Raw genomic sequence first — 18,729 nt, 5'->3', positions numbered from 1 at the left:
CCGCCCGCACGACGACCGCCCCATCCTCGCGCCGGGGGATGGCCAGGACGGGTACGGCCCGTGACGGCCTGCAAGTTTCGTGCTCCCGCGATTCGGCCATGCCGGCCGAGCCCCTGGGCCGGAACTTCGGTCCCCTCCCATGCTTTGCCACCGTATCGCGTGCGGATAGGCTAAGAGGGTTCCCTCGCGGGCGGCATGCGACGCTCCGCGGACAGACAGGAAAGGCGTCCCCCGACGGCTCCATGAAGATCTTCCAGTGCCAGGCTTGCCACCAGCCGATCAGCTTCGAGAGCACCCATTGCGAGAGCTGCGAGCGTCGGCTGGGTTATGTCTGCGACGTCCACGAGATGTCGGCGGTGGAGCCGGTGAACGGCCTCTGGCACGCCTACGCGAATCCGGGCCGCAAGTACCGGTTCTGCGCCAACGCGGATCACGACGCCTGCAACTGGCTGGTCCCGGACGATTCTCCCAACCGCTACTGCGTCACCTGCCGCCACAACCACGTGGTGCCCGATCTCTCCATCGCCTGGAACCTGACCCGCTGGCGCCAGATCGAGGCGGCCAAACACCGGCTGTTCTATTCGCTGCTGCGCCTCGACCTGCCGCTGATGACCCGCGACGAGAACCCCACCACGGGTCTCGCCTTCGATTTCCTGGTCGATCCGTCGGAAAGCTATCAGATCGGGCCACCCGTCCTCACCGGGCATCGCAGCGGTCTCATCACCCTCAACATCGCCGAGGCCGACGACGTCGAGCGCGAGCGGCGGCGGATGCTGTTCGGCGAGTATTACCGCACGCTGCTCGGGCATTTCCGCCACGAGATCGGACATTACTTCTGGAACGTGCTGGTGCGCTTCGACCAGAGCCTGTGGACCTTCCGGTCCCTGTTCGGGGACGAGCGGCTGAACTATTCCGGCGCCCTGCAGCGCCACTACGCCCACGGAGCACCGCCGGACTGGGAGGAGAGCTACGTCAGCGCTTACGCCACGGCGCATCCGTGGGAGGACTTTGCCGAGACCTGGGCTCAATACCTCCACATCGTCGACACGCTGGAGACCGCCAGCACCTTCGAGATGCATGTGCGTCCGCGCCTGCGCCACGGCTCGTCCGAGCCGGTGGTGATCGACTTCGACCCCTACCGGATGACGGATTTCAGCCGGATCGTGGAGGCGTGGCTGCCCCTCACCTACGCGGTGAATTCGCTCAGCCGCAGCATGGGCCAGCCGGCCCTGTTCCCGTTCAAGCTGACCCCGGCGGTGATCGCCAAGCTGTCCTTCGTGCACGAACGGATCGAATCGGTCCGCTGCATGGGCAGCTCCGATGCCGACGCGGATGTCCTCAAGGCGGTCATCACGGGCCTGCGCCAGAAGGTGGCGGCCCCCAACGCCTGAGTGCCCGGCCCCGATCGGACCCCCCGGGCGGTCAGGTCGGTTCGATGGCGCGCGGCCGGCCCTCGTCGTCGATGGCCACGAAGGTGAAGGTCGCCTCGGTGACCTGCTCCCGAAACTGGGTGCGGAAGCGCCGCGCCCAGGCCTCGACCTCGATCTTCATGGAGCTGCGCCCCACCCGATCGATCCGGGTGTAGACGCAGAGGACATCGCCGACCCGCACGGGCCGGATGAACGTCATCGCATTCACCGCGACCGTGACCGCCCGTCCCTGCGAGCGCTCCACGGCGGCGATCCCGCCGGCCTGGTCCATCTGCGACATGACCCAGCCGCCGAAGATGTCGCCGTTGGCGTTCGTGTCGGCTGGCATTGCGATGGTGCGCACCGTCAGGTCCCCGCTGGGGCGCCGCGCCTCGTCCGTCTCCGTCATGATCCCGCTCACGTCTCACCTTCGACCGCCAGCAATGTAGGCCGATGCCGGGCCCTTTGCCGAGGCATCGCGACCGCCTTCAGGGCATCACGTCGGCATATTTCAGGGCACCGGCCAGGATGATCGCGAAGGCGGAGAGAACGAGTTCGAGAGGAACCAATTTCCAGAGTGCGCGCACCTCGGCGCGGCGGGCCGCAAGGACGTTCATGGCGTAACCTCCGAAGCGAGCCGTTTCGATGACGGCCGTCTTCCAAGGCAGCAACTTATCGCATCCCGCCGGTGGGTCACAGCCATCGGCCTGAAGTTTACTGCTGAAAACGAGGACGGCCCGGCCCTCGTCGTAACGAAGGCCGGGCCGCGAAGGCTTTGCGTCCGTGTCGGGACGCAGCCGGTTCCTTAGTAGTAGAAGCGGCGCGGGCCGTAGAAGCGACGCGGACCATAGAAACGACGCGGGCCGTAGAAGCGGCGCGGGCCGTAGTAGCGACGGCCGTAGAAGGGGCGCGGGCCGTAGAAGCGACGCGGGCCATAGAAGCGGCGGCGATAGCCGTAATACTGAACCGTCTGCACAGCGGCCGGCGCAGCCTCGCTCTGGAGGGCGAGGGCAGGACCGACGGGGGCGGCCGAAGCGCCCTGTGGCGCGGTGGCGGCGAAGCCTAGGGCCAGCAGCGCGGCCAGCACGAGTTTCCTCAGCACGTTCTCAACTCCCTGAATTCTGTCGAGTCTCGACACACCGGCATCCCTCGTCGCGAGGCCCGGATGCAGCAAACGCACGAGGTGCGAAAGCGTTTCCCACGGCTCGGCAAGCGTTGCCGTGATGGTCAACGAAGCCCTGCGTGCGGTTCGTCACGCGATCTTCAGGGTCATGTCCACCGTCGGTGCATCGGCACTGCCCTTCACGAGGCCGATACCGTGCTCGCAATCCTCACGACGCAGATAGGCCTCCGCCGAATCTGCGACGACGTTTCCGTTCTGCGACCGCAGGCGCCAGCGCCATCCGCCGGCGGAATCCCGGTAGAGTTCAAACCGCATCGCTCATGCCTCCGAAGACGCCGGGCTCGGTACCCGGCCTGTTTGATGTGGCCCCGCGAAACGGCACGGCAATGCCCGGGGCATCGGACGCGAAAACGCCGCCCCGGAAACCGGGACGGCGCTCGAATGCGTCGGGTGTAACGGATCAGGAACGCGGGCCGCGATCCAGCCAGCCGATGGCGCGACCCTCGCCGCCGCCCTGCGGGCGCGGGGCCCGGGGGCGTTCGCCACGCGGCTCGGCGCGGGGCTCGCCCTGAGCGGCCGGCCGGCGATCGCCGCGGCCGTCCTGCGGACGGGCCGCACCGTCGGAACGGCTCGGGCGTCCGGAGCCACCGCGGTTCTCACCGCCGCGCCCCTCGAAGCCACGGCCCTGGCCGGGACGGCCGCCCGGGCGGCTGCTCGGGCGCTGGCCCTGGCGCTGGCCGGGACGCTGGCCGTTCGGCGCCGGACGGCGCTCCTCGGCCTGGGCGTTGTCCGCCGCCTCCTGGCGAGACGGCGGGGTGAAGCCCTCGGGGAAGGCGCCGACGGGGATCTTCTGGCGCGTGGTGCGCTCGATGTCCCGCAGGTAGGCCTTCTCCTCGTCGTTGCAGAACGAGATCGCGAGCCCGTTCGCCCCGGCGCGCGCGGTGCGGCCGATACGGTGGACGTAGCTCTCCGGCACGTTCGGGAGGTCGTAGTTGATGACGTGGCTCACCGCCTCGACGTCGATGCCGCGGGCGGCGATGTCGGTGGCGACGAGCACCCGGCAGGAACCGTCCTTGAAGGCGGCCAGCGCCCGCTCGCGCTGCGGCTGCGACTTGTTGCCGTGAATCGCCGAGGCGTTGATCCCGACCTTCTCCAGGCCGCGGACGACGCGGTCGGCGCCGTGCTTGGTCCGGGTGAAGACGAGGACGCGCTCGATCGCCGGATCGCGCAGGATGTGGTTCAGCAGGGCCTGCTTCGCCCCGGTATGGGCGAAGATGACCTCCTGGGTGACGCGCTCGGCGGTGGTGGCGACCGGAGTCACCGCCACCTGGACCGGATCGCGCAGGTACTGGTCGGCGAGGCTGGCGATGTTCTTCGGCATGGTCGCCGAGAAGAAGAGGCTCTGGCGCTCCTTCGGCAGCATCTTCACGATGCGCTTGAGGGCGTGGATGAAGCCGAGGTCCAGCATCTGGTCGGCCTCGTCGAGGACGAGGATCTCGACGGCCTCGAGGGTCAGCGAGCGACGCTCGATGAGGTCCATCAGGCGACCGGGGGTCGCGACCAGGATGTCGACGCCGTTGGCCAGCGCCTTCTCCTGACGGGAGATGGTGACGCCGCCGAACACCACGGTGTTGGTGAACGAGAGGTATTTTCCGTAATCGGAGAAGTTCTCCGCGATCTGGTTGGCGAGCTCGCGGGTGGGCGAGAGCACCAGCACGCGGCAGCCGCGACGGATCGCCTTGCGCGGGGTCTCGGCGAGGCGGTGCAGGATCGGCAGCGCGAAGGCCGCCGTCTTGCCGGTGCCCGTCTGGGCGATGCCGCAGAGGTCGCGGCCCTGCATGGCGGGGGCGATGGCCTGGGCCTGGATCGGGGTCGGGCTCTTGTAGCCGGCCTCTTCCAGGGCGCGCAGCACGGGCTGGGCGAGGCCGAAATCGGTGAATTGGGTCAAGGAGTCACTTTCAGGCAGCGGGACCGTGCCGGACGCCCTCGTGGCGAGGGAAATCGTCGAAAAAGGTGGTCGGTCCGTTGAGCTGGAGCCGCCCGCGTGCCGGGGCAGTCCGGGTGCATGCACGTTGAAGAGAGGGGCTCAGGTCGCGCGGGGCCCGCAGAAGCGATCCGGCAATCCGTCACGCAGCCCTCTCAAGCGGAACCATGACGGCCGCTGACGCTGCACCTGCGATATGATCCTTCGCGGGTGCGAAGTCAATGGCCACGTTGACGACGACACAGGCCGTTCGCGTTCATCGCCAACGTCGAGGGCGAATGGCGGACGAACGGATTGACGCGGCAGCAACACTGGCGTGTTACCTCGTCCCACCAGCCGGACCGCCCGGCACTTCACGGGGTCGGATGATCGCGCGCCATACCCTCACCTATGTCGGCTCGCGGGGTGTCGCCGCAGCCCTGAACATGGGCGCCCTCGCGGTATTCACCCGGCTCGCGCCCACGGACGTGTTCGGACTCTACCTGCTTATCCTGTCCTGGGCGCTGGTGCTGTACAGCGCCACCTGCCAGTGGCCGAAATTCTCGTTCTTCGCCCTCTACGCCGAGGAGCGTGCGATCTTGCAGGTGGGCACCGTAGTCCGACTCCTCGGCGCGATGGCGGCGCTCGCCGCCCTGATCGCGGCGTGCGCCGCCGGGCTCGGACTGCTCGAGCCGCACGCCGCGCTCGCGATCTTCGCCGCCGTCTTCGGCATGATGGCCTTCGAGGGGGCCGCCGAGATCGCGCGGACGCGGCTGGAGGTCGGTGCGGTCGCCGCGTCTGTGGTGCTGCGCGCCGTGCTGGTCCTGGCCCTCGGCAGCAGCGCCCTCCTCCTCGGTGGCGGCGCGATCCCGCTGCTGCTGGCCACCGCCGGCGCCAACATCGTCGCGGCCCTGCCCACGTTCTATGTCATCCGCGGCCTGCTGCGGGGCGGCGGGAGCTGGGCGGAGGCGCGGCGCCTCCTCGCCTATGGCTGGCCCCTGGTGCTCTCGTTCGGGGCCGCCGCCCTGGCGCAGACTGCCGACCGCCTCGTGATCGGGGCCAGCATCGGCGTCTCGGAGCTCGGGGCCTACGGCGCCTTCGCCGACTTCCTGCGCCAGAGCTTCGTCGTCTTCGGCGACAGCGTGGCCCTCGCGCTGATCTCGATCGCCAAGCGAGATGCCCGCGACGGCGGCATCGCCGCGGCCGGTCCGGTGCTGGAGGATGCCATCCGCCTCCTCACCCTGATCGCCGCCTTCGGCGCGGTGTTCTTCCTGGCCTTCGACGGCCTCCTCGTCACCCTCCTGCTCGGCCCCGATTACCGCGAGACCGCCCTGCGGGTGGCGCCCCTCCTGGTGGCGGCCAGCATCCTGCAGATGTTCCGGTCGTATTATTTCGGGCAGGTCATTTACTTCACCCAGAAGAGCCAGCTCGATGCGGTCGCATCGCTGACGCTGCTCGTGGCGATCGGTGGCCTTTCGGCCCTGCTCATCCCGCGCTACGGCGTCGAGGGGGCGGCCATCGCCATGGCGACGGGGCAGGCGCTGGCCTGCCTCGTCTTCATCCTCGGCTCCCGCGAGCGCTTCCGCATGCCGGTGCCCCTGCGCGACCTCGCGGCGATCTGCGGCCTGGCCCTGGCCTGCGCCGCCGCGATTGCCGGGCTCGGCCGCCTCCCCCTGGATCCGGGTCTCGCCCTCGGCCTGCGCCTCGCCTGCCTCGCCGCCGTCTCGGCCGGGACCGCGTGGGCGTTCAACATCCTGGGCGTCGCCGACCTCGCGGCGCGCCGCTTCGGTCGCGCCGCCTCATGAGCCGCTCCGCCCAGCGCCAGGTCGCGACCCCCGACGGCCTCGTGGTCGCCCTGCGCGCCCTGGCGGCCGACGCGCCCTGGATCGCGGCCTGGCACGACCTCGGCCGCCGGCCACTCGTCGACAACCTGTTCTACGATCCCGACTACGCCCTGCCCGCCGCCGGCGCCTTCGGCAGCGGGGTGCAGGTCGCCCTGGTTGGCGACCGCGCCCCGGAGGAGCCCGGCCTGCGGCTCGTCGCGGTCTGGCCCCTGCGGGTGAAGCGCTGGCGCTGGGGGCTGCCGCTGCTCCTCGCGATGGGCTGGATGCATGATTTCGGCATCTTCGGCGCCCCGCTCCTCGACGGCGCCGACCCGGGTCGCGCCCTCGACGGATTGCTCTTCGGCCTGCGCAGCCTTATCGGCCCGCGCCTGATGCTGACCCATGTCCCGACCTCCGGCCCTTTCGCGGACCTGCTTGCGGACCGGCTCGGGCGCAACCGCCTTCGCCACGCCCGCTTCTGGGCGCACGAGCGCGCCTTCCTCGACCTGACCGGCCGGGACGCCGGGGCGCGCGCCGCCTATCTTGGGCACCTCTCGTCCCGCAAGCAGCGCAAGCTGCGCCAGGCCTGGGACCGCCTAAACGCGGACGGCCCGGTGGCGTTCGAGACGATCCGCGATCCGGCCGCGCTGTCGGCGGCCATCGACGACTACATCGCCCTGGAAGGCGCCGGCTGGAAGGGCGCGCGCGGCACCGCCATCGCGGGCGACGCGGTCCAGACCCGGATGATGCGCGCCTTCGTTGCCCGCCTCGGCGCCCGCGGGGCGGTCCGGATCGACCGCCTGCGCCGGGACGGCCGCACCCTGGCCGCCGTGGTCAGCTTCACGACGCGCGGCCGGCTCTGGAGCCTGAAGATCTCCTACGATCCCGCCGTCGCCCGGCACTCGCCCGGTGCCCTGGCCTTCCACCGCCTGACCCAGGCCATCCTGGCCGATTCGACGCTGAGCACGGCGGATTCCTGCGCCCCGCCGGACTATCCCCTCCCCGAGACCTTCTGGAGCGAGCGGCTGGCCCTCGCCCACATCCTGGTCGAGGCACCGGGCGGCGACCGGTTGTTTCCCCTCGCCGTCCGCCTGGAGGGCTGGCGGGCCGGGGCCAATCTCCGCCTGAAGGCCTGGCGCGACCGCCTGCGGGACCGCCTCTCCGGCGCTGCCGCGGCCCGGGGCCCCGATCCCGAGGCCTGAAGGTGCTCCACCTGCCTCAGGCCGCCCGGATCGCCGGCTCCGGCGCGTCCGACAGGTCGTGGGCGAGCCGGGCCGCCTCGGCGACGAAGCTCCGGCGGACCGCGCCGGCATAGGGGTTGGCCCGCTCGATGGCGTCGAAGACCTCCGGCGCATCGTGGCGCACCATCGCCACCGCCTGCATCAGGAGGTCGAAGCTCCGGGTGGTCATGCGGGTCGGCAGCGGCTCCATCCGCACCATCACCTTCGCGATGAGGTGGGTCAGGCCCTGGACGACCGCCGCGTCCCGGTCATGCGCCTCCGGCGTCGTCAGGATGACGTCGAGGCCGAGATGCCGGCGCAGGAAGGCGGCGACCTGCCGGGTTTGACCGCCCCGCACCTCGCAGAGCGCAATCTTCAGGCCCCGGAGGCCGTCGCGGGCGCTCTGCGGCCCGAACAGCGGATGGGTGGCCACGATGGCGACGTGCCCCGGCAGTCCGTCTCGCATCGCCGTCGCGGCCACGGCCTTCACCGAACCGACATCGAGGACGAGGGCGCCCGGGCGGAGATGCGGACCGATCGCGGCCACGATACCGGGGATCGCCGGAACCGGAGCCGCCAGGATCACCACCGGGCAATCCGCTGCAACGCGCAGGGCGCCTGGGGACACATCGGACACCGGCTCGGCCGGCATCGCCGGGTCGTAGGCGTGAATGACGAAGAATGGTGCAAGGTGGCGCGCCACGAGGCGGCCGAAGGCACCGAAGCCGATCAGGCCGAGGCGGGGACGGGGATTCTCGGGGGAATGGGACAGCACGGACGTGACCTCGGTGGAAGCCGGGCCGTCGACGTGTGGTCCTGGATGGAGATCAACCGCCGACGACGCAGCGGTTGAGACATGACGAGCCCCGCGCCGCTAAGGGTGCGGCGCCGGATACGCGAGGGGGCGAAGGACGGTCGTCATCGTGGCGCCTGTCTAAGGACACGCCGGGTGTCGCGTCAATGCCGCCGCCGCCTCCCTGCGGGTGGGCCTTCAGGCCGGCGCGTACTGCATCTCGCCGTTGCCGAAGGACCAGTTCTCCTTCGCCACCTCGACGAGGTTGATGAAGACGTCCGTACGGCGGATCCCGGTCCGCGCGGCGATACCGTCGGCGATCTGCCGGTACAGGGCGCGCTTGACCGCGACGGAGCGCCCGGCATTCCAGGTGATCTGGATGATGACGAGGTCGTCCGTGTAGGTCACGCCGAGATAGCCGGCCTCGGGCGCCACGATCTCCCCGGCCCCGTGGCGGGTGACGATCTGGAACTCGTCGTTCTCGGGCACGCTCGCCACCGCGCGCAGGGCGGCATAGACCACGTCGCCGACGGTCCGGGCACGATCCGGCGGTGCCGTGCGGTTCAGGTCGATGCGGATGAGGGGCATGGCGGTCTCCCGGCGGCCCTGCGCCTCATGAACGTGGTCTCACCAGCCGAAGCGGGCGATCTCGCCGAGGCGCGCCTGCACGGCGGCCTCGTCGCGCCCGAGGGCGGCGGCGCGCTGGGACAAGGTGTAACACGTCCCGCAGAAGCCGACCTGCATCAGCGGAATGCCGTCCGCCCGCGCCCGCGACACCGATCCGATCAGGCAGGCGATGACGGAGTCGCCCGCCGGGAGGCCGAGACAATCGGCCCGCGGGCTGCCGAAGAGCGGCCGGTTCGGCCAGGCGAGCGACACGCTCGTCCCGCCGCGCCGGTCGGGGGCCGGGGGCACCGTGTAGCTGCGCACGAAGAGGGCCGCGAACAGCAGGACGAGGCCGGGCAGGATGAGGGCGCGCATGGCGGGACCACTCCGTCAGGCCGGTTCGTCGAACCGGCTCCAGCGGAACACCTCCGTGCCGGCGCCGTCGATGACCCGCACGGCTTCAGCGGGCGCGCCGCTGCGCTGGGGCGCCCGGGCCCGGGCGAACAGGATCAGGGCCCGCTCCTTGGCGGCCTCGACCGTGTAGGTGCGCACGGAAATGCGCTGGCTCACGGGATCATCGCCGCGCGCGCCGGCCTCATCCTCCGCGGCGAGGACTTCGATGTGGTAGGTCTCGCGCGGGTTCACGGCGGCTCCATCACGCTGGCACGGCCCGACCATCCATAACCGCAGCGGCCGTGCCTTGGCACCATGGCCGGGCCGGCTGCGACGAAAAAGGCCGGGCCTCGCGGCCCGGCCCTCGGTCCGGATGGTGGCGGAGGCCTCAGCGGGGCGCGGGCCCGGAGGGCGGGGTGCTCGGCGCTGCAGTGCCCGGCGTGACGGCACGCCCGGCGCTCGGCAGCGGGGCGGCGCTCGGGTTGCGCACGGCGCCGGCGCCCGGTGCGGTCCCGGTGGTCGCGGGGGCATTGGAGGTGCCGCCGCCCATGCCGGTTCCGGAACCGTTGATCGCGTTCTGGCCGGCGCCAGTCACCGAGGATTGCGCCTGTGCGGCGCCCGCGAGGGCGAGGCCGAGGGCGGCGGCGAGGAGGAAGGTCGGCGTGCGCATGGCGGCTGTTTTCCGGGAGATGAGGAATTGATCTGGAGCGTCTTGCCGGTTCAACGCGGGGCGGCAACAACGGGTTCAGATCGCAAAGCGGCCGGTGACGGGTGCAACTGCCGGCCGGATGTGGTTTGGTGGCCACTCCCGACAACCCTCCTGGCGAGTCCGGCTGGACGCGTTCCGGCCCACAGAACAGAGAACACCATGCCGACGACGCCCTTCGTCACGGCCGACTGGCTCCACGCCCGTCTCGGCGCGCCCGACATCGTGATCCTCGACGGGTCCTGGTACCTCCCGGCCCAGGGGCGCGATGCCCGGGCCGAGTATCTCGCCGGTCACATCCCCGGCGCGATCCGCTTCGACATCGACACCATGAGCGACGAGACCTCGTCGCTGCCCCACATGCTGCCGCGCCCGGAGGTCTTTGCCTCCCGCATGCGGGCGCTGGGCGTGGGCGACGGCGCCCACATCGTCGCCTATGACGGGATGGGCCTGTTCTCGGCGCCGCGGGTGCGCTGGATGCTGAAGGCCTACGGGGTCCGCGACGTGGAGATCCTGGAGGGCGGCCTCCCGGCCTGGGTGGCGGCGGGCTACCCCCTCGAGGACGGCGAGGGCCGGCCGCGCGCCCGGCGCCACTTCACCGCCCGCCTCGACCACGGCGCCGTGGCGGATGCCTCGGACATTGCCCGGGCCCTCGAATCGGGCAGCGCCCAGGTGGTCGACGCCCGCTCGGGCGCGCGCTTCCGCGGCGAGGAGGCGGAACCCCGCCCCGGCGTCCGCCCCGGCCACATGCCGGGCGCCCGCAACGTCCACTATGCCGCACTCCAGAGCGAAGGTCGCCTGAAGGAGGAGGCAGCCCTGCGCGCGGTCTTCGCAGAGAAAGGCGTCGATGTCGGCAAGCCCGTGATTACCACCTGCGGGTCGGGCGTCACCGCCGCCATCGTCGGGCTGGCGCTGGAGACCCTGGGCCGGCCGCCCCGCGCCCTCTACGACGGCTCCTGGTCGGAATGGGGCTCGGATCCCGAGCGTCCGGTCGCCACCGGCCCGGCCTGACCCGCCGTCTTGCTGAACTCCGACCCTCCGGCGGTTCGCGGCGCCGCGCCGGAGCGCCAGCGATCGCAGGGCCGCATCCACCTGCGCGTGGCCTGCGCGGACGGGCACGACACCCGCATCCTCGACATCGGCGAGGGCGGACCCTTGCGCCTGCGCCTGCCGCGGCGGCCGAAGGGCCCGTGCGAGGCGGTGCTCCTCAACACCGCCGGCGGCATCGCCTGCGGCGACACGTTTCGCGTCACCGCCGATGTCGGTGCGGGGGGCGACCTCACCCTGACCACCACGGCGGCCGAGAAGGTCTACCGTTCGGACGGGCCGGTGAGCCGGATCGCCACCGTGGTGACGGTGGGAGCCGGAGGGCGCCTCGCGCATCTGCCGCAGGAAACGATTCTGTTCGACCAAGCCGCCCTGGCGCGGCGCTTCGAGGCGGATCTGGCGCCGGGTGCCCACCTCCTCGCCTTCGAGGCCATCACCTTCGGGCGGACCGCCCGCAACGAGCCGATGACGCGAGGCCACCTCTCCGACACCTGGCGCATCCGCCGCGACGGACGCCTCGTCTACGCCGACACCCTCCGCCTCGACGGCGCCCTCTCGGACCAGCTCGCCCGAACGGCGATCGGCAACGGCGCCCGGGCGATGGCGACGCTCCTCGACGTCTCGCCCGTGGCGGAGGGCCGCCTGGACGAGACCCGCGCCCTTCTCGACGCGACCGGCGTGGACGGCGTCGCCGCGGCGGCCAGCGGCTGGAACGGACACCTCGTCGTCCGCCTTCTCGGCCGCGATCCGGACGCCCTGCGGGCCGTGGCCCAGCGCTTCCTCACCGCCTATCGGGGACGGCCCCTCCCCCGCGTCTGGCAGAGCTGAGCATTCGGATGGGCCGACCGCCATCTCGGCAGGCCGGTGCACGCGTGCGGGCACCGGCGCTGGTTGCCGTCCCGAAAATCCGGTCGGCGAGGCCGGCCCGGTCGGCACGAAGGATGCAGTGTCCGCCACGAGGCCGGGCAATGTCCGTGGGCGTCGGGGCGCTCCGGCGGCGGACCCCGTGCCGGAGAATCCACGCCGGCCCGACCCGGCGCGGCGGCCGCCTTGTCTCGGTGATCTTGTCGCGGTGACCCAGGAGACCTGAATCCATGCTGCCCACGATCCTGGACATTGCGAGCCTGCGCGCGGCCTTCGCCTCCGGCAGCCTCGACCCCGTCGGCCTCGCCGAGACCGTCGCCGAGCGGATGGCGGCCTCGCCCGACCCGGCCATCTTCATCACCCCGGTGCCGCGCGCCGACCTCGTCGCGGCGGCCCGCGCCCTGATGCAGGCGCACCCGGAGCCGAATTCCCTGCCGCTCTGGGGCCTGCCCTTCGCCGTTAAGGACAACATCGACGTGGCGGGCCTGCCCACCACCGCCGCCTGCCCGGCCTTCGCCACCACGCCCGAGCGCGATGCCGCGGTGGTGGCGCGGTTGAAGGCCGCCGGCGCCCTGGTGACGGGCAAGACCAACCTCGACCAGTTCGCCACCGGCCTCAACGGCACGCGCTCGCCCTACGGTGCCCCGCGCAGCGTGTTCAACGCCGACTTCGTTTCAGGCGGATCGAGTTCCGGTTCGGCCGTGGCCGTGGCGGCCGGGCTCGCCTGCTTCAGTCTTGGCACCGACACCGCCGGCTCCGGCCGCGTGCCGGCGGCCTTCAACAACCTCGTCGGCATCAAGCCGACGCCGGGGGCGCTGAGCACCACCGGCCTCGTTCCGGCCTGCCGCAGCCTCGACTGCATCACGGTGTTCGCGAGCACCGTCGGGGACGGCCTCGCCGTGCGCCGGATCGCCGAGGGGTTCGACCCGGCCGACCCGTATTCGCGCCCGGTGGTCCCGCATCCCCTCCCGGCGACAGGCCTGCGCTTTGGCGTGCTCGCCCCGGCCGAGCGCGAGTTCTACGACGATGCCGAGACGGCGGCCCTCTACGACGACGCCATCGCCCGGCTGGAGCGCCTCGGTGCCGTCGCCGTGCCGTTCGACTACGCGCCGTTCCGGGAGATCGCAGCCCTCCTGTATGACGGCCCCTGGGTCGCCGAGCGGCTCGCGGCGGTCGAAGCCTTCCATGCCGACCATGCCGCCGCGATGGATCCGAGCGTGCGCGCCATCCTCGACTCGGCCCGCACCTACAGCGCCGTCGACGCCTTCCGGGGTCGGTACGCGTTCGAGGCCCTGAAGCGCCGGACCGATGCGATCCTCGCCGGGCTCGACGTGCTGTTGCTGCCGACCGCGCCAACGATCTACACGGTGGCCGAGATGGCGGCGGAGCCCATCGTCCGGAACAGCCATCTCGGCCGCTACACCAATTTCGTCAACCTGCTTGGGATGGCCGCCATCGCGGTGCCGGCTGGGTTCCGCCGGGACGGCCTGCCGGCGGGCGTGACGCTGGTGGGCCCCGGCTTCAGCGACGAGGCCCTGGCGCCCTGGGCCGATGCCCTGCATCGCGACCTCGCCGGCGGCATGGGCGTCGAGCGTGCCCTCTCCCTCCCCGAAGAAGGCCGCGTTCCTGCCTCGCCCTCCGGGCAGATCCCCCTGGTCGTGGTCGGTGCGCACCTCACAGGGCTCGCCCTCAATCACCAGCTCCAGGACCTCGGAGCGACGTTCCTGCGCGCGACCCGGACGGCGCCCGACTACCGGCTCTATGCCCTGCCCGGCACGGTGCCGCCGAAACCCGGCCTCGTGCGCGCGCCCGGCTTCGCGGGCCCCGGGCTCGAGGTCGAGGTCTGGGCGCTCGACCCGGCTGCCTTCGGGCGTTTCGCCGCCGCGATTCCCGCGCCCCTCGGCCTCGGCAAGATCGCTCTGGCCGATGGCGAACCCGTCTCGGGCTTCCTCTGCGAAGCCCATGCCGTCGCGGAGGCGCCGGAGATTACCCGGCACGGGGGGTGGCGTGCCTATCTCGCCGCCGGGCGCGGCTGAGGCGAGGTCCGGGGCTGCCCTTGCGAGGGCCGGTGGGCTTGCCCTAAACCCCCGGGCACGGCAGGCCCTGCGCCCGCCTCGAAGAGGATCCGGGTTTGCCGCGCACCCTACGCTGTCGCCTCGACGCCGTCAGCCAGATCGAGGCGGAGGGGACGCCCGACACGTGGCGCGCGACCGGGTCGGACCCGCATTTCCGCCTCTGGCCGCCGGAGGGACGCCGGCGCCATCGCGGCGGCTGGGTCCGCTTGCGCGCCGACCTCACCGCCCTCGACCGCACGAAGCTCGTCCCGATTCTCTACGTCGATGACGGCCAGGGGTTTCGCGAGACCCTGACCATTCCGCTGGAGGCCGATGCGACCGGCATCGACAACCTCGTGCACCTGCCGCGCCGGGTCCGGGGCCTGCGCCTCGATCCGATGAGCGGCGCCGGACGATTTCGCCTGGGCCACGTCTCCCTGACCCATCTCGGCCCCCTCGGCGCGACCGCGGAGACCGCCCGCCGCCGCGTGCAGGCGCTGCCCGAGGCGGAGCGCGCGCCGGCCCGCCTCCTCGCCCGCCTCCGCGACGCCTGGCGCGCGAAGGGCGCCGCGGAACTCTGGCGCGACTTCCGGGCGAGCGCCCGGCCCCGCCCGGTGCCGGCCTCCTACACGGCCTGGATCGACACGGTGGAGACGCCAAGCCGCCTCAGCGTGGCGGCGATGCGGGCCGAGATCGAGGGCTTCCGCTCTCGCCCCCGTATCTCCATCGTCATGCCGGTCTACAACACTCCCCGGCGCTGGCTGGAAGCCGCCATCGCCTCGGTGCAGGCCCAGGCCTATCCGGACTGGGAACTCTGCCTCTGCGATGACAACTCGCCCGACCCGCAGATCTGGCCGCTGCTCCAGGCCTTCGCGGCCGCCGACCCGCGCATCAAGCTCCATCGCCGCACCACGAACGGGCGCATCTCGGCCGCTTCGAACGACGCAATGGCCCTGGCGACCGGCACATACCTGACCCTGATGGACCACGACGACGCGATTCCCGACAACGCGCTCTACGAGTTCGTCCGTATCCTGAACGCCGACGCGAGCGTCGACTTCATCTACTCGGACGAGGACAAGATCTCGATCGACGGGGTCCGCTACGAGCCGTTCTTCAAGCCGGACTGGTCGCCCGAAGCCCTCGAAGCCTGCATGTATACGGCGCACCTGGCGCTCTACCGGATGGACATCGTCCGCCAAATCGGCGGCTTTCGCGACGAATGCAACGGGGCTCAGGATTACGACTTCGCCCTGCGTTACACCGAGCATGTCCGCAACGTCGTCCACGTGCCGAAGGTGCTCTACCATTGGCGCGCGATCCCGGGCTCCACCGCCCAGACCATGGACAACAAGGACTACGTCATCGCAGCGGCGATCCGTGGCCTGGAGGACCGGGCCCGGCGCACCGGCGAACTCGACTTCGCCCGCTCGAGCGCGTTCAAGGGCTGTTTCGAGATGCGCCGCAAGCTGACCGAGCGCCCTTTGGTCTCCATCGTGATCCCCACGGCCGGGCGCGACAGCACCGTCGGCGGCTGCACGGTGGATCTCCTCGCCGCTTGCCTCGACAGCGTCGCCGCGACCAGCACCTATCCCGACATCGAGTTCGTGGTGGTGGACAACGGGGACCTGCGATCCGGCACGGAGGCGGCCCTCGCCCGCCACGGCGCCCGACGCGTGACCTGGTCGGAGCCGGTCTTCAACGTGGCGGCCAAGATGAACCTCGGCGCCGCGGCGGCGAGCGGCGACATTCTGATCTTCCTCAACGACGATATCGCGGTCATCACGCCCGACTGGATCGAGGCGATGCTGGCGCAGCTGCAGATCCTCGGCGTCGGCGCCGTCGGCCCCAAGCTCCTGTTCGAGACCGGCGAGATCCAGCATGCCGGCGTCTCGATCGTCGACGCCACCCCCGATCATGTCCGGCGCGGCTATCCCGGCGACGATCCTGGGCAGTTCTTCTCCACCGTCGGCAGCCGGAACTACCTTGCGGTCACCGGCGCCTGCGTGATGGTGCGGCGCGCGGACTTCGAGGCCATCGGCGGCTTCGATGCGGGCTTCGCCGTGAATTACAACGACGTCGACCTGTGCCTGCGCCTGCGCGAGCGCGGGCTGCGCAGCGTCTACTGCGCCCAGGCCAGCCTCTACCACTATGAGAGCCGCAATCGCGCCCGCACCGTCGACCCGGCCGAGCACCAGCGGTTTCGCGATCGCTGGGCGGCGAAGCTCCCCCGCGATCCCTATTACGGCGAATGGTTCGAGGCCCTGCCCCCGACCTTCGAGCTCGACCCGGCCCGCTTCTGAGCCTTCGCGTTTCGCGAAGGCTGGATCGGAAAACTCCGAATTGCGAACGGCTCCAAGGTAGGATCATCGTCCCGCCGGAAGAGACGGATCGGACTCGGGCATGCCGGCAGGGGCGTTCATGAGCGGGGAGGCGACGGTCGCGGTGACCGCGCTCCTGCTCGTGCTCTGCATGGGCCTCTGGGCCAGCGGCCTCATCGCGGAGATCGTCACGGCGATGCTGTTCTTCGCCGGGGCGATGCTGTTCCACCTCGCGCCCCCCGCGACGGTGTTCTCGGGCTTCGCCTCCTCGGCGTTCTGGCTTGTCCTGAGCGGCATGGTGGTCGGGCTCGCCATGACGCGCTCCGGCCTCGGCGAACGTCTGGCGCGAAGCCTGTCGGGGCATCTCTCCGCCTCCTACCCGGCCTTCGTCGCCGGGATCGTCGCCCTGTCCTTCGCCGTCGCCTTCGTGATGCCGTCCAATCTCGGGCGGATCGCCCTGCTGGTCCCGGTGGTGCTCGCGCTCTGCGACGCCTTCGGGCTCGCAATCGGGCGCCCGGGCCGGCACGGCGCGGTCCTGGCGGTGGGACTCGCCACGCCGCTCCTCTCCGCCGCGATCCTGCCCGCCAACGTCCCGAACCTCGTCATGGCCGGCACCGCGGAGACGCAGTACGGCCTCCACATCGCCTACCTGCCCTACCTGCTGCTGCACGCGCCGGTCCTGGCCCTGGCGAAGGGGGTCCTGCTCGTCCTGGCGATCCTCTGGCTGTTTCCGGACCGGCTCGACCACGGCGAGAACGGGGCCGCCCTGGTCAAGGAACCCCTGCGCCCGGAGGCGCGGCGCCTCGCCGTGATCCTGGCCGCCACCCTCGCCTTCTGGGTCACGGACAGCCTGCACCACATCGCCCCCGCCTGGGTGGGCCTCGTCGCCGCGATCCTCTGCCTGATGCCCCGCATCGGCGTCCTGCCCGCCGAGGCCTTCGGCGCCGTGAACCTGCGGACCTGCTTCTACGTGGCCGCCCTCCTGGGTCTCGTGGCCACCGTGAACGAGACCGGCCTCGGCGCTCGCCTGGGCCATGCCCTGCTCCACGTCGCGCCCCTGACGCCCGACGCGCCGGGCTACAATTTCGGGATTCTGACAGGGCTCGCGGCGATCCTGACCCTCGCGGTCACCGCGAACGGCGCCCCGGCACTCTACACGGCGCTCGCGGGCGAGATGGCCCGGGTCAGCGGTCTCGACCTCATGGCCGTGGTGATGATCCAGGTGGTCGGCTACTCGACCCTGTTCCTGCCCTACCAGGCGCCGCCGATCGTCCTCGCGGTCGATCTCGGCAAGGTGCCGCTGCGGGCGGCGACCAAGCTGACCCTGGCGACGGGGCTCGCGTCGCTCGTCGTCGTCGCACCCCTGGATTATTTGTGGTGGCGCGCGCTCGGATGGCTGCCATGAGGCGATCCGAACCGGATGACGATTTGGCGCCCATGTCGCATGTGCGCTGCGGCAAGCCGGGGTTGCGCATTGGCGCCTGCCCGCTAGCACTTTAGAGACGATCCAAATTTTTCTTGGCGCGCCTTCAAATCCCGGTGCGCCGCCCAGTCGAGGACCTTCCGCACGATGGCTCCCACCGTCCGTCCCACGGTCGCCCCGCCGCTCTCGCCCCATCTCCAGATCTACCGCTGGACCTGGACCATGGCGATGTCGGTGTTCCACCGCGTCACCGGCACCGCGCTCTACGGCGGCTCGGCCCTGGTGGCGATCTGGCTGGTGGCCCTCGCCTCCGGCCCGTCCGCCTACGGCACCGTGTCGTGGTTCTTCGGCTCGATCGTCGGCTGCCTGGTGCTGTTCGTCTACACGTGGATCCTGATGCACCACATGCTGGGCGGCCTGCGCCACTTCATCTGGGACCTCGGCTACGGCTTCGACCGCGCCCAGCGCATGGGCCTCGCCCGCGCCACCCTGATCGGTTCCGTCATCCTGACCGTCCTGATCTGGGCGCTCGCCCTGACCCTGCGCTGAGGAGGCCGATCGATGGTCGACAATCGCCAGAACACCCACGTCACCATGCGTACGCCCCGCGCCCGGGTGAAGGGCCTCGGGGCTTCGGGCCACGGCGCGGGCCATTTCTGGATCCAGCGCCTGACCGCCGCCGCCAACGCGCCGCTCATGCTGGCCTTCGTGGTGGTCGTCGCCCTGATGGCGAACCGGACCTACCCGGAGGCCGTCGCCCTGATGTCGCACCCGGTGGTGGCGCTCATCCTGATCCTCGCCGTGATCTCGGTCACGGCCCATATGAGGATCGGAATGCAAGTCATCATCGAAGACTACGTACAAGACAAGACACTCAAGCTCTTGAGCCTGCTCGCCAACAACTTCTACGCGGTCATCGTCGCCGTCGCCTGCCTGTACGCGATCCTGCGCGTCAGCCTCGGCAAGCTCGTCTGACCCGCATCC

General features: G+C 71.1%; 20 protein-coding genes. 10 read left to right on the top strand and 10 right to left on the bottom strand.

The window, feature by feature from the left end; all coding sequences use genetic code 11:
* The first annotated feature begins 242 nt into the window (after positions 1-242).
* The gene (locus tag ASG63_RS01295) at positions 243-1,391 is read left to right on the top strand and encodes a zinc-binding metallopeptidase family protein (protein ID WP_056211262.1); all 1,149 of its coding nucleotides are present in this window, start codon (positions 243-245) and stop codon (positions 1,389-1,391) included.
* 31 nt (positions 1,392-1,422) lie between these two features.
* On the opposite strand, the gene ASG63_RS01290 is transcribed toward ASG63_RS01295, so the two are convergent.
* The 5 genes from ASG63_RS01290 to ASG63_RS01270 form a co-directional block, all read right to left on the bottom strand.
* Entirely contained in the window at positions 1,423-1,818 is a 396-nt protein-coding gene (locus ASG63_RS01290; protein WP_056211462.1) for an acyl-CoA thioesterase, read from the bottom strand.
* A gap of 79 nt (positions 1,819-1,897) precedes the next feature.
* Positions 1,898-2,026: a hypothetical protein gene (locus tag ASG63_RS26740; protein ID WP_274534706.1), complete on the bottom strand. Its 129-nt coding sequence runs from the start codon at positions 2,024-2,026 to the stop codon at positions 1,898-1,900.
* A 188-nt stretch (positions 2,027-2,214) separates the two neighbouring features.
* A complete protein-coding gene (locus tag ASG63_RS01280; protein ID WP_056211258.1) occupies positions 2,215-2,511 on the bottom strand; it encodes a hypothetical protein in 297 nt (98 codons plus the stop codon).
* Positions 2,512-2,661: 150 nt separating this feature from the next.
* Positions 2,662-2,847, bottom strand: coding sequence for a YegP family protein (locus ASG63_RS01275; RefSeq protein ID WP_056211256.1), 186 nt, complete (start codon positions 2,845-2,847; stop codon positions 2,662-2,664).
* Positions 2,848-2,992: 145 nt separating this feature from the next.
* Positions 2,993-4,480: a DEAD/DEAH box helicase gene (locus ASG63_RS01270; RefSeq protein ID WP_056211254.1), complete on the bottom strand. Its 1,488-nt coding sequence runs from the start codon at positions 4,478-4,480 to the stop codon at positions 2,993-2,995.
* 401 nt (positions 4,481-4,881) lie between these two features.
* On the opposite strand from ASG63_RS01270, the gene ASG63_RS01265 reads away from it, so the two are divergent.
* Complete coding sequence (locus ASG63_RS01265) at positions 4,882-6,300, top strand: lipopolysaccharide biosynthesis protein (RefSeq protein WP_056211251.1); 1,419 nt, start codon at positions 4,882-4,884, stop codon at positions 6,298-6,300.
* Positions 6,297-7,520 (top strand): GNAT family N-acetyltransferase, encoded by a 1,224-nt coding sequence (locus ASG63_RS01260; protein ID WP_082559129.1) that lies wholly within the window; start codon positions 6,297-6,299, stop codon positions 7,518-7,520. The genes ASG63_RS01265 and ASG63_RS01260 overlap by 4 nt, the downstream gene beginning before the upstream one ends.
* Positions 7,521-7,536: 16 nt before the next feature.
* Here the strand turns inward: ASG63_RS01260 and ASG63_RS01255 are convergent, their stop codons facing one another.
* From ASG63_RS01255 to ASG63_RS24870, 5 genes are all read right to left on the bottom strand, one after another.
* Positions 7,537-8,310, bottom strand: a complete 774-nt coding sequence (locus ASG63_RS01255; protein WP_056211461.1) for a prephenate dehydrogenase — start codon at positions 8,308-8,310, stop codon at positions 7,537-7,539.
* A gap of 219 nt (positions 8,311-8,529) precedes the next feature.
* Positions 8,530-8,919, bottom strand: coding sequence for a tautomerase family protein (locus tag ASG63_RS01250; protein ID WP_056211249.1), 390 nt, complete (start codon positions 8,917-8,919; stop codon positions 8,530-8,532).
* 39 nt (positions 8,920-8,958) lie between these two features.
* A complete protein-coding gene (locus ASG63_RS01245; RefSeq protein ID WP_056211246.1) occupies positions 8,959-9,312 on the bottom strand; it encodes a hypothetical protein in 354 nt (117 codons plus the stop codon).
* Positions 9,313-9,327: 15 nt separating this feature from the next.
* On the bottom strand, positions 9,328-9,615 hold the full coding sequence (locus ASG63_RS01240; protein ID WP_056211244.1) for a hypothetical protein: 288 nt from the start codon (positions 9,613-9,615) through the stop codon (positions 9,328-9,330).
* 103 nt (positions 9,616-9,718) lie between these two features.
* Positions 9,719-10,000 carry a hypothetical protein gene (locus ASG63_RS24870; RefSeq protein ID WP_056211242.1) on the bottom strand — a complete coding sequence of 94 codons (282 nt, stop codon included), beginning with the start codon at positions 9,998-10,000 and terminating at the stop codon, positions 9,719-9,721.
* Between the two features lie 198 nt (positions 10,001-10,198).
* Between ASG63_RS24870 and sseA the strand changes: the two genes are divergently transcribed.
* The 7 genes from sseA to sdhD all read left to right on the top strand — a co-directional run bounded on the left by sseA (position 10,199) and on the right by sdhD (position 18,720).
* Positions 10,199-11,047: a 3-mercaptopyruvate sulfurtransferase gene (sseA, locus tag ASG63_RS01230; RefSeq protein WP_056211240.1), complete on the top strand. Its 849-nt coding sequence runs from the start codon at positions 10,199-10,201 to the stop codon at positions 11,045-11,047.
* 9 nt (positions 11,048-11,056) lie between these two features.
* Positions 11,057-11,911, top strand: coding sequence for an urease accessory protein UreD (locus tag ASG63_RS01225; RefSeq protein ID WP_082559128.1), 855 nt, complete (start codon positions 11,057-11,059; stop codon positions 11,909-11,911).
* Between the two features lie 266 nt (positions 11,912-12,177).
* Positions 12,178-13,983 (top strand): allophanate hydrolase, encoded by a 1,806-nt coding sequence (atzF, locus tag ASG63_RS01220; protein WP_056211238.1) that lies wholly within the window; start codon positions 12,178-12,180, stop codon positions 13,981-13,983.
* A gap of 95 nt (positions 13,984-14,078) precedes the next feature.
* Complete coding sequence (locus ASG63_RS01215) at positions 14,079-16,304, top strand: glycosyltransferase family 2 protein (protein WP_056211237.1); 2,226 nt, start codon at positions 14,079-14,081, stop codon at positions 16,302-16,304.
* 118 nt (positions 16,305-16,422) lie between these two features.
* Positions 16,423-17,727: an SLC13 family permease gene (locus ASG63_RS01210; protein WP_056211235.1), complete on the top strand. Its 1,305-nt coding sequence runs from the start codon at positions 16,423-16,425 to the stop codon at positions 17,725-17,727.
* Positions 17,728-17,892: 165 nt separating this feature from the next.
* Complete coding sequence (gene sdhC / locus ASG63_RS01205) at positions 17,893-18,294, top strand: succinate dehydrogenase, cytochrome b556 subunit (protein WP_056211233.1); 402 nt, start codon at positions 17,893-17,895, stop codon at positions 18,292-18,294.
* Positions 18,295-18,306: 12 nt separating this feature from the next.
* Positions 18,307-18,720, top strand: coding sequence for a succinate dehydrogenase, hydrophobic membrane anchor protein (gene sdhD / locus ASG63_RS01200; RefSeq protein WP_056211232.1), 414 nt, complete (start codon positions 18,307-18,309; stop codon positions 18,718-18,720).
* Positions 18,721-18,729: the final 9 nt, after the last annotated feature.

This window comes from Methylobacterium sp. Leaf94, from assembly GCF_001426045.1.
GTDB lineage: Bacteria > Pseudomonadota > Alphaproteobacteria > Rhizobiales > Beijerinckiaceae > Methylobacterium.
The sequence above is the reverse complement of the archived record's forward strand: the minus strand, read 5'-3'. Positions and strand labels throughout refer to the sequence as shown.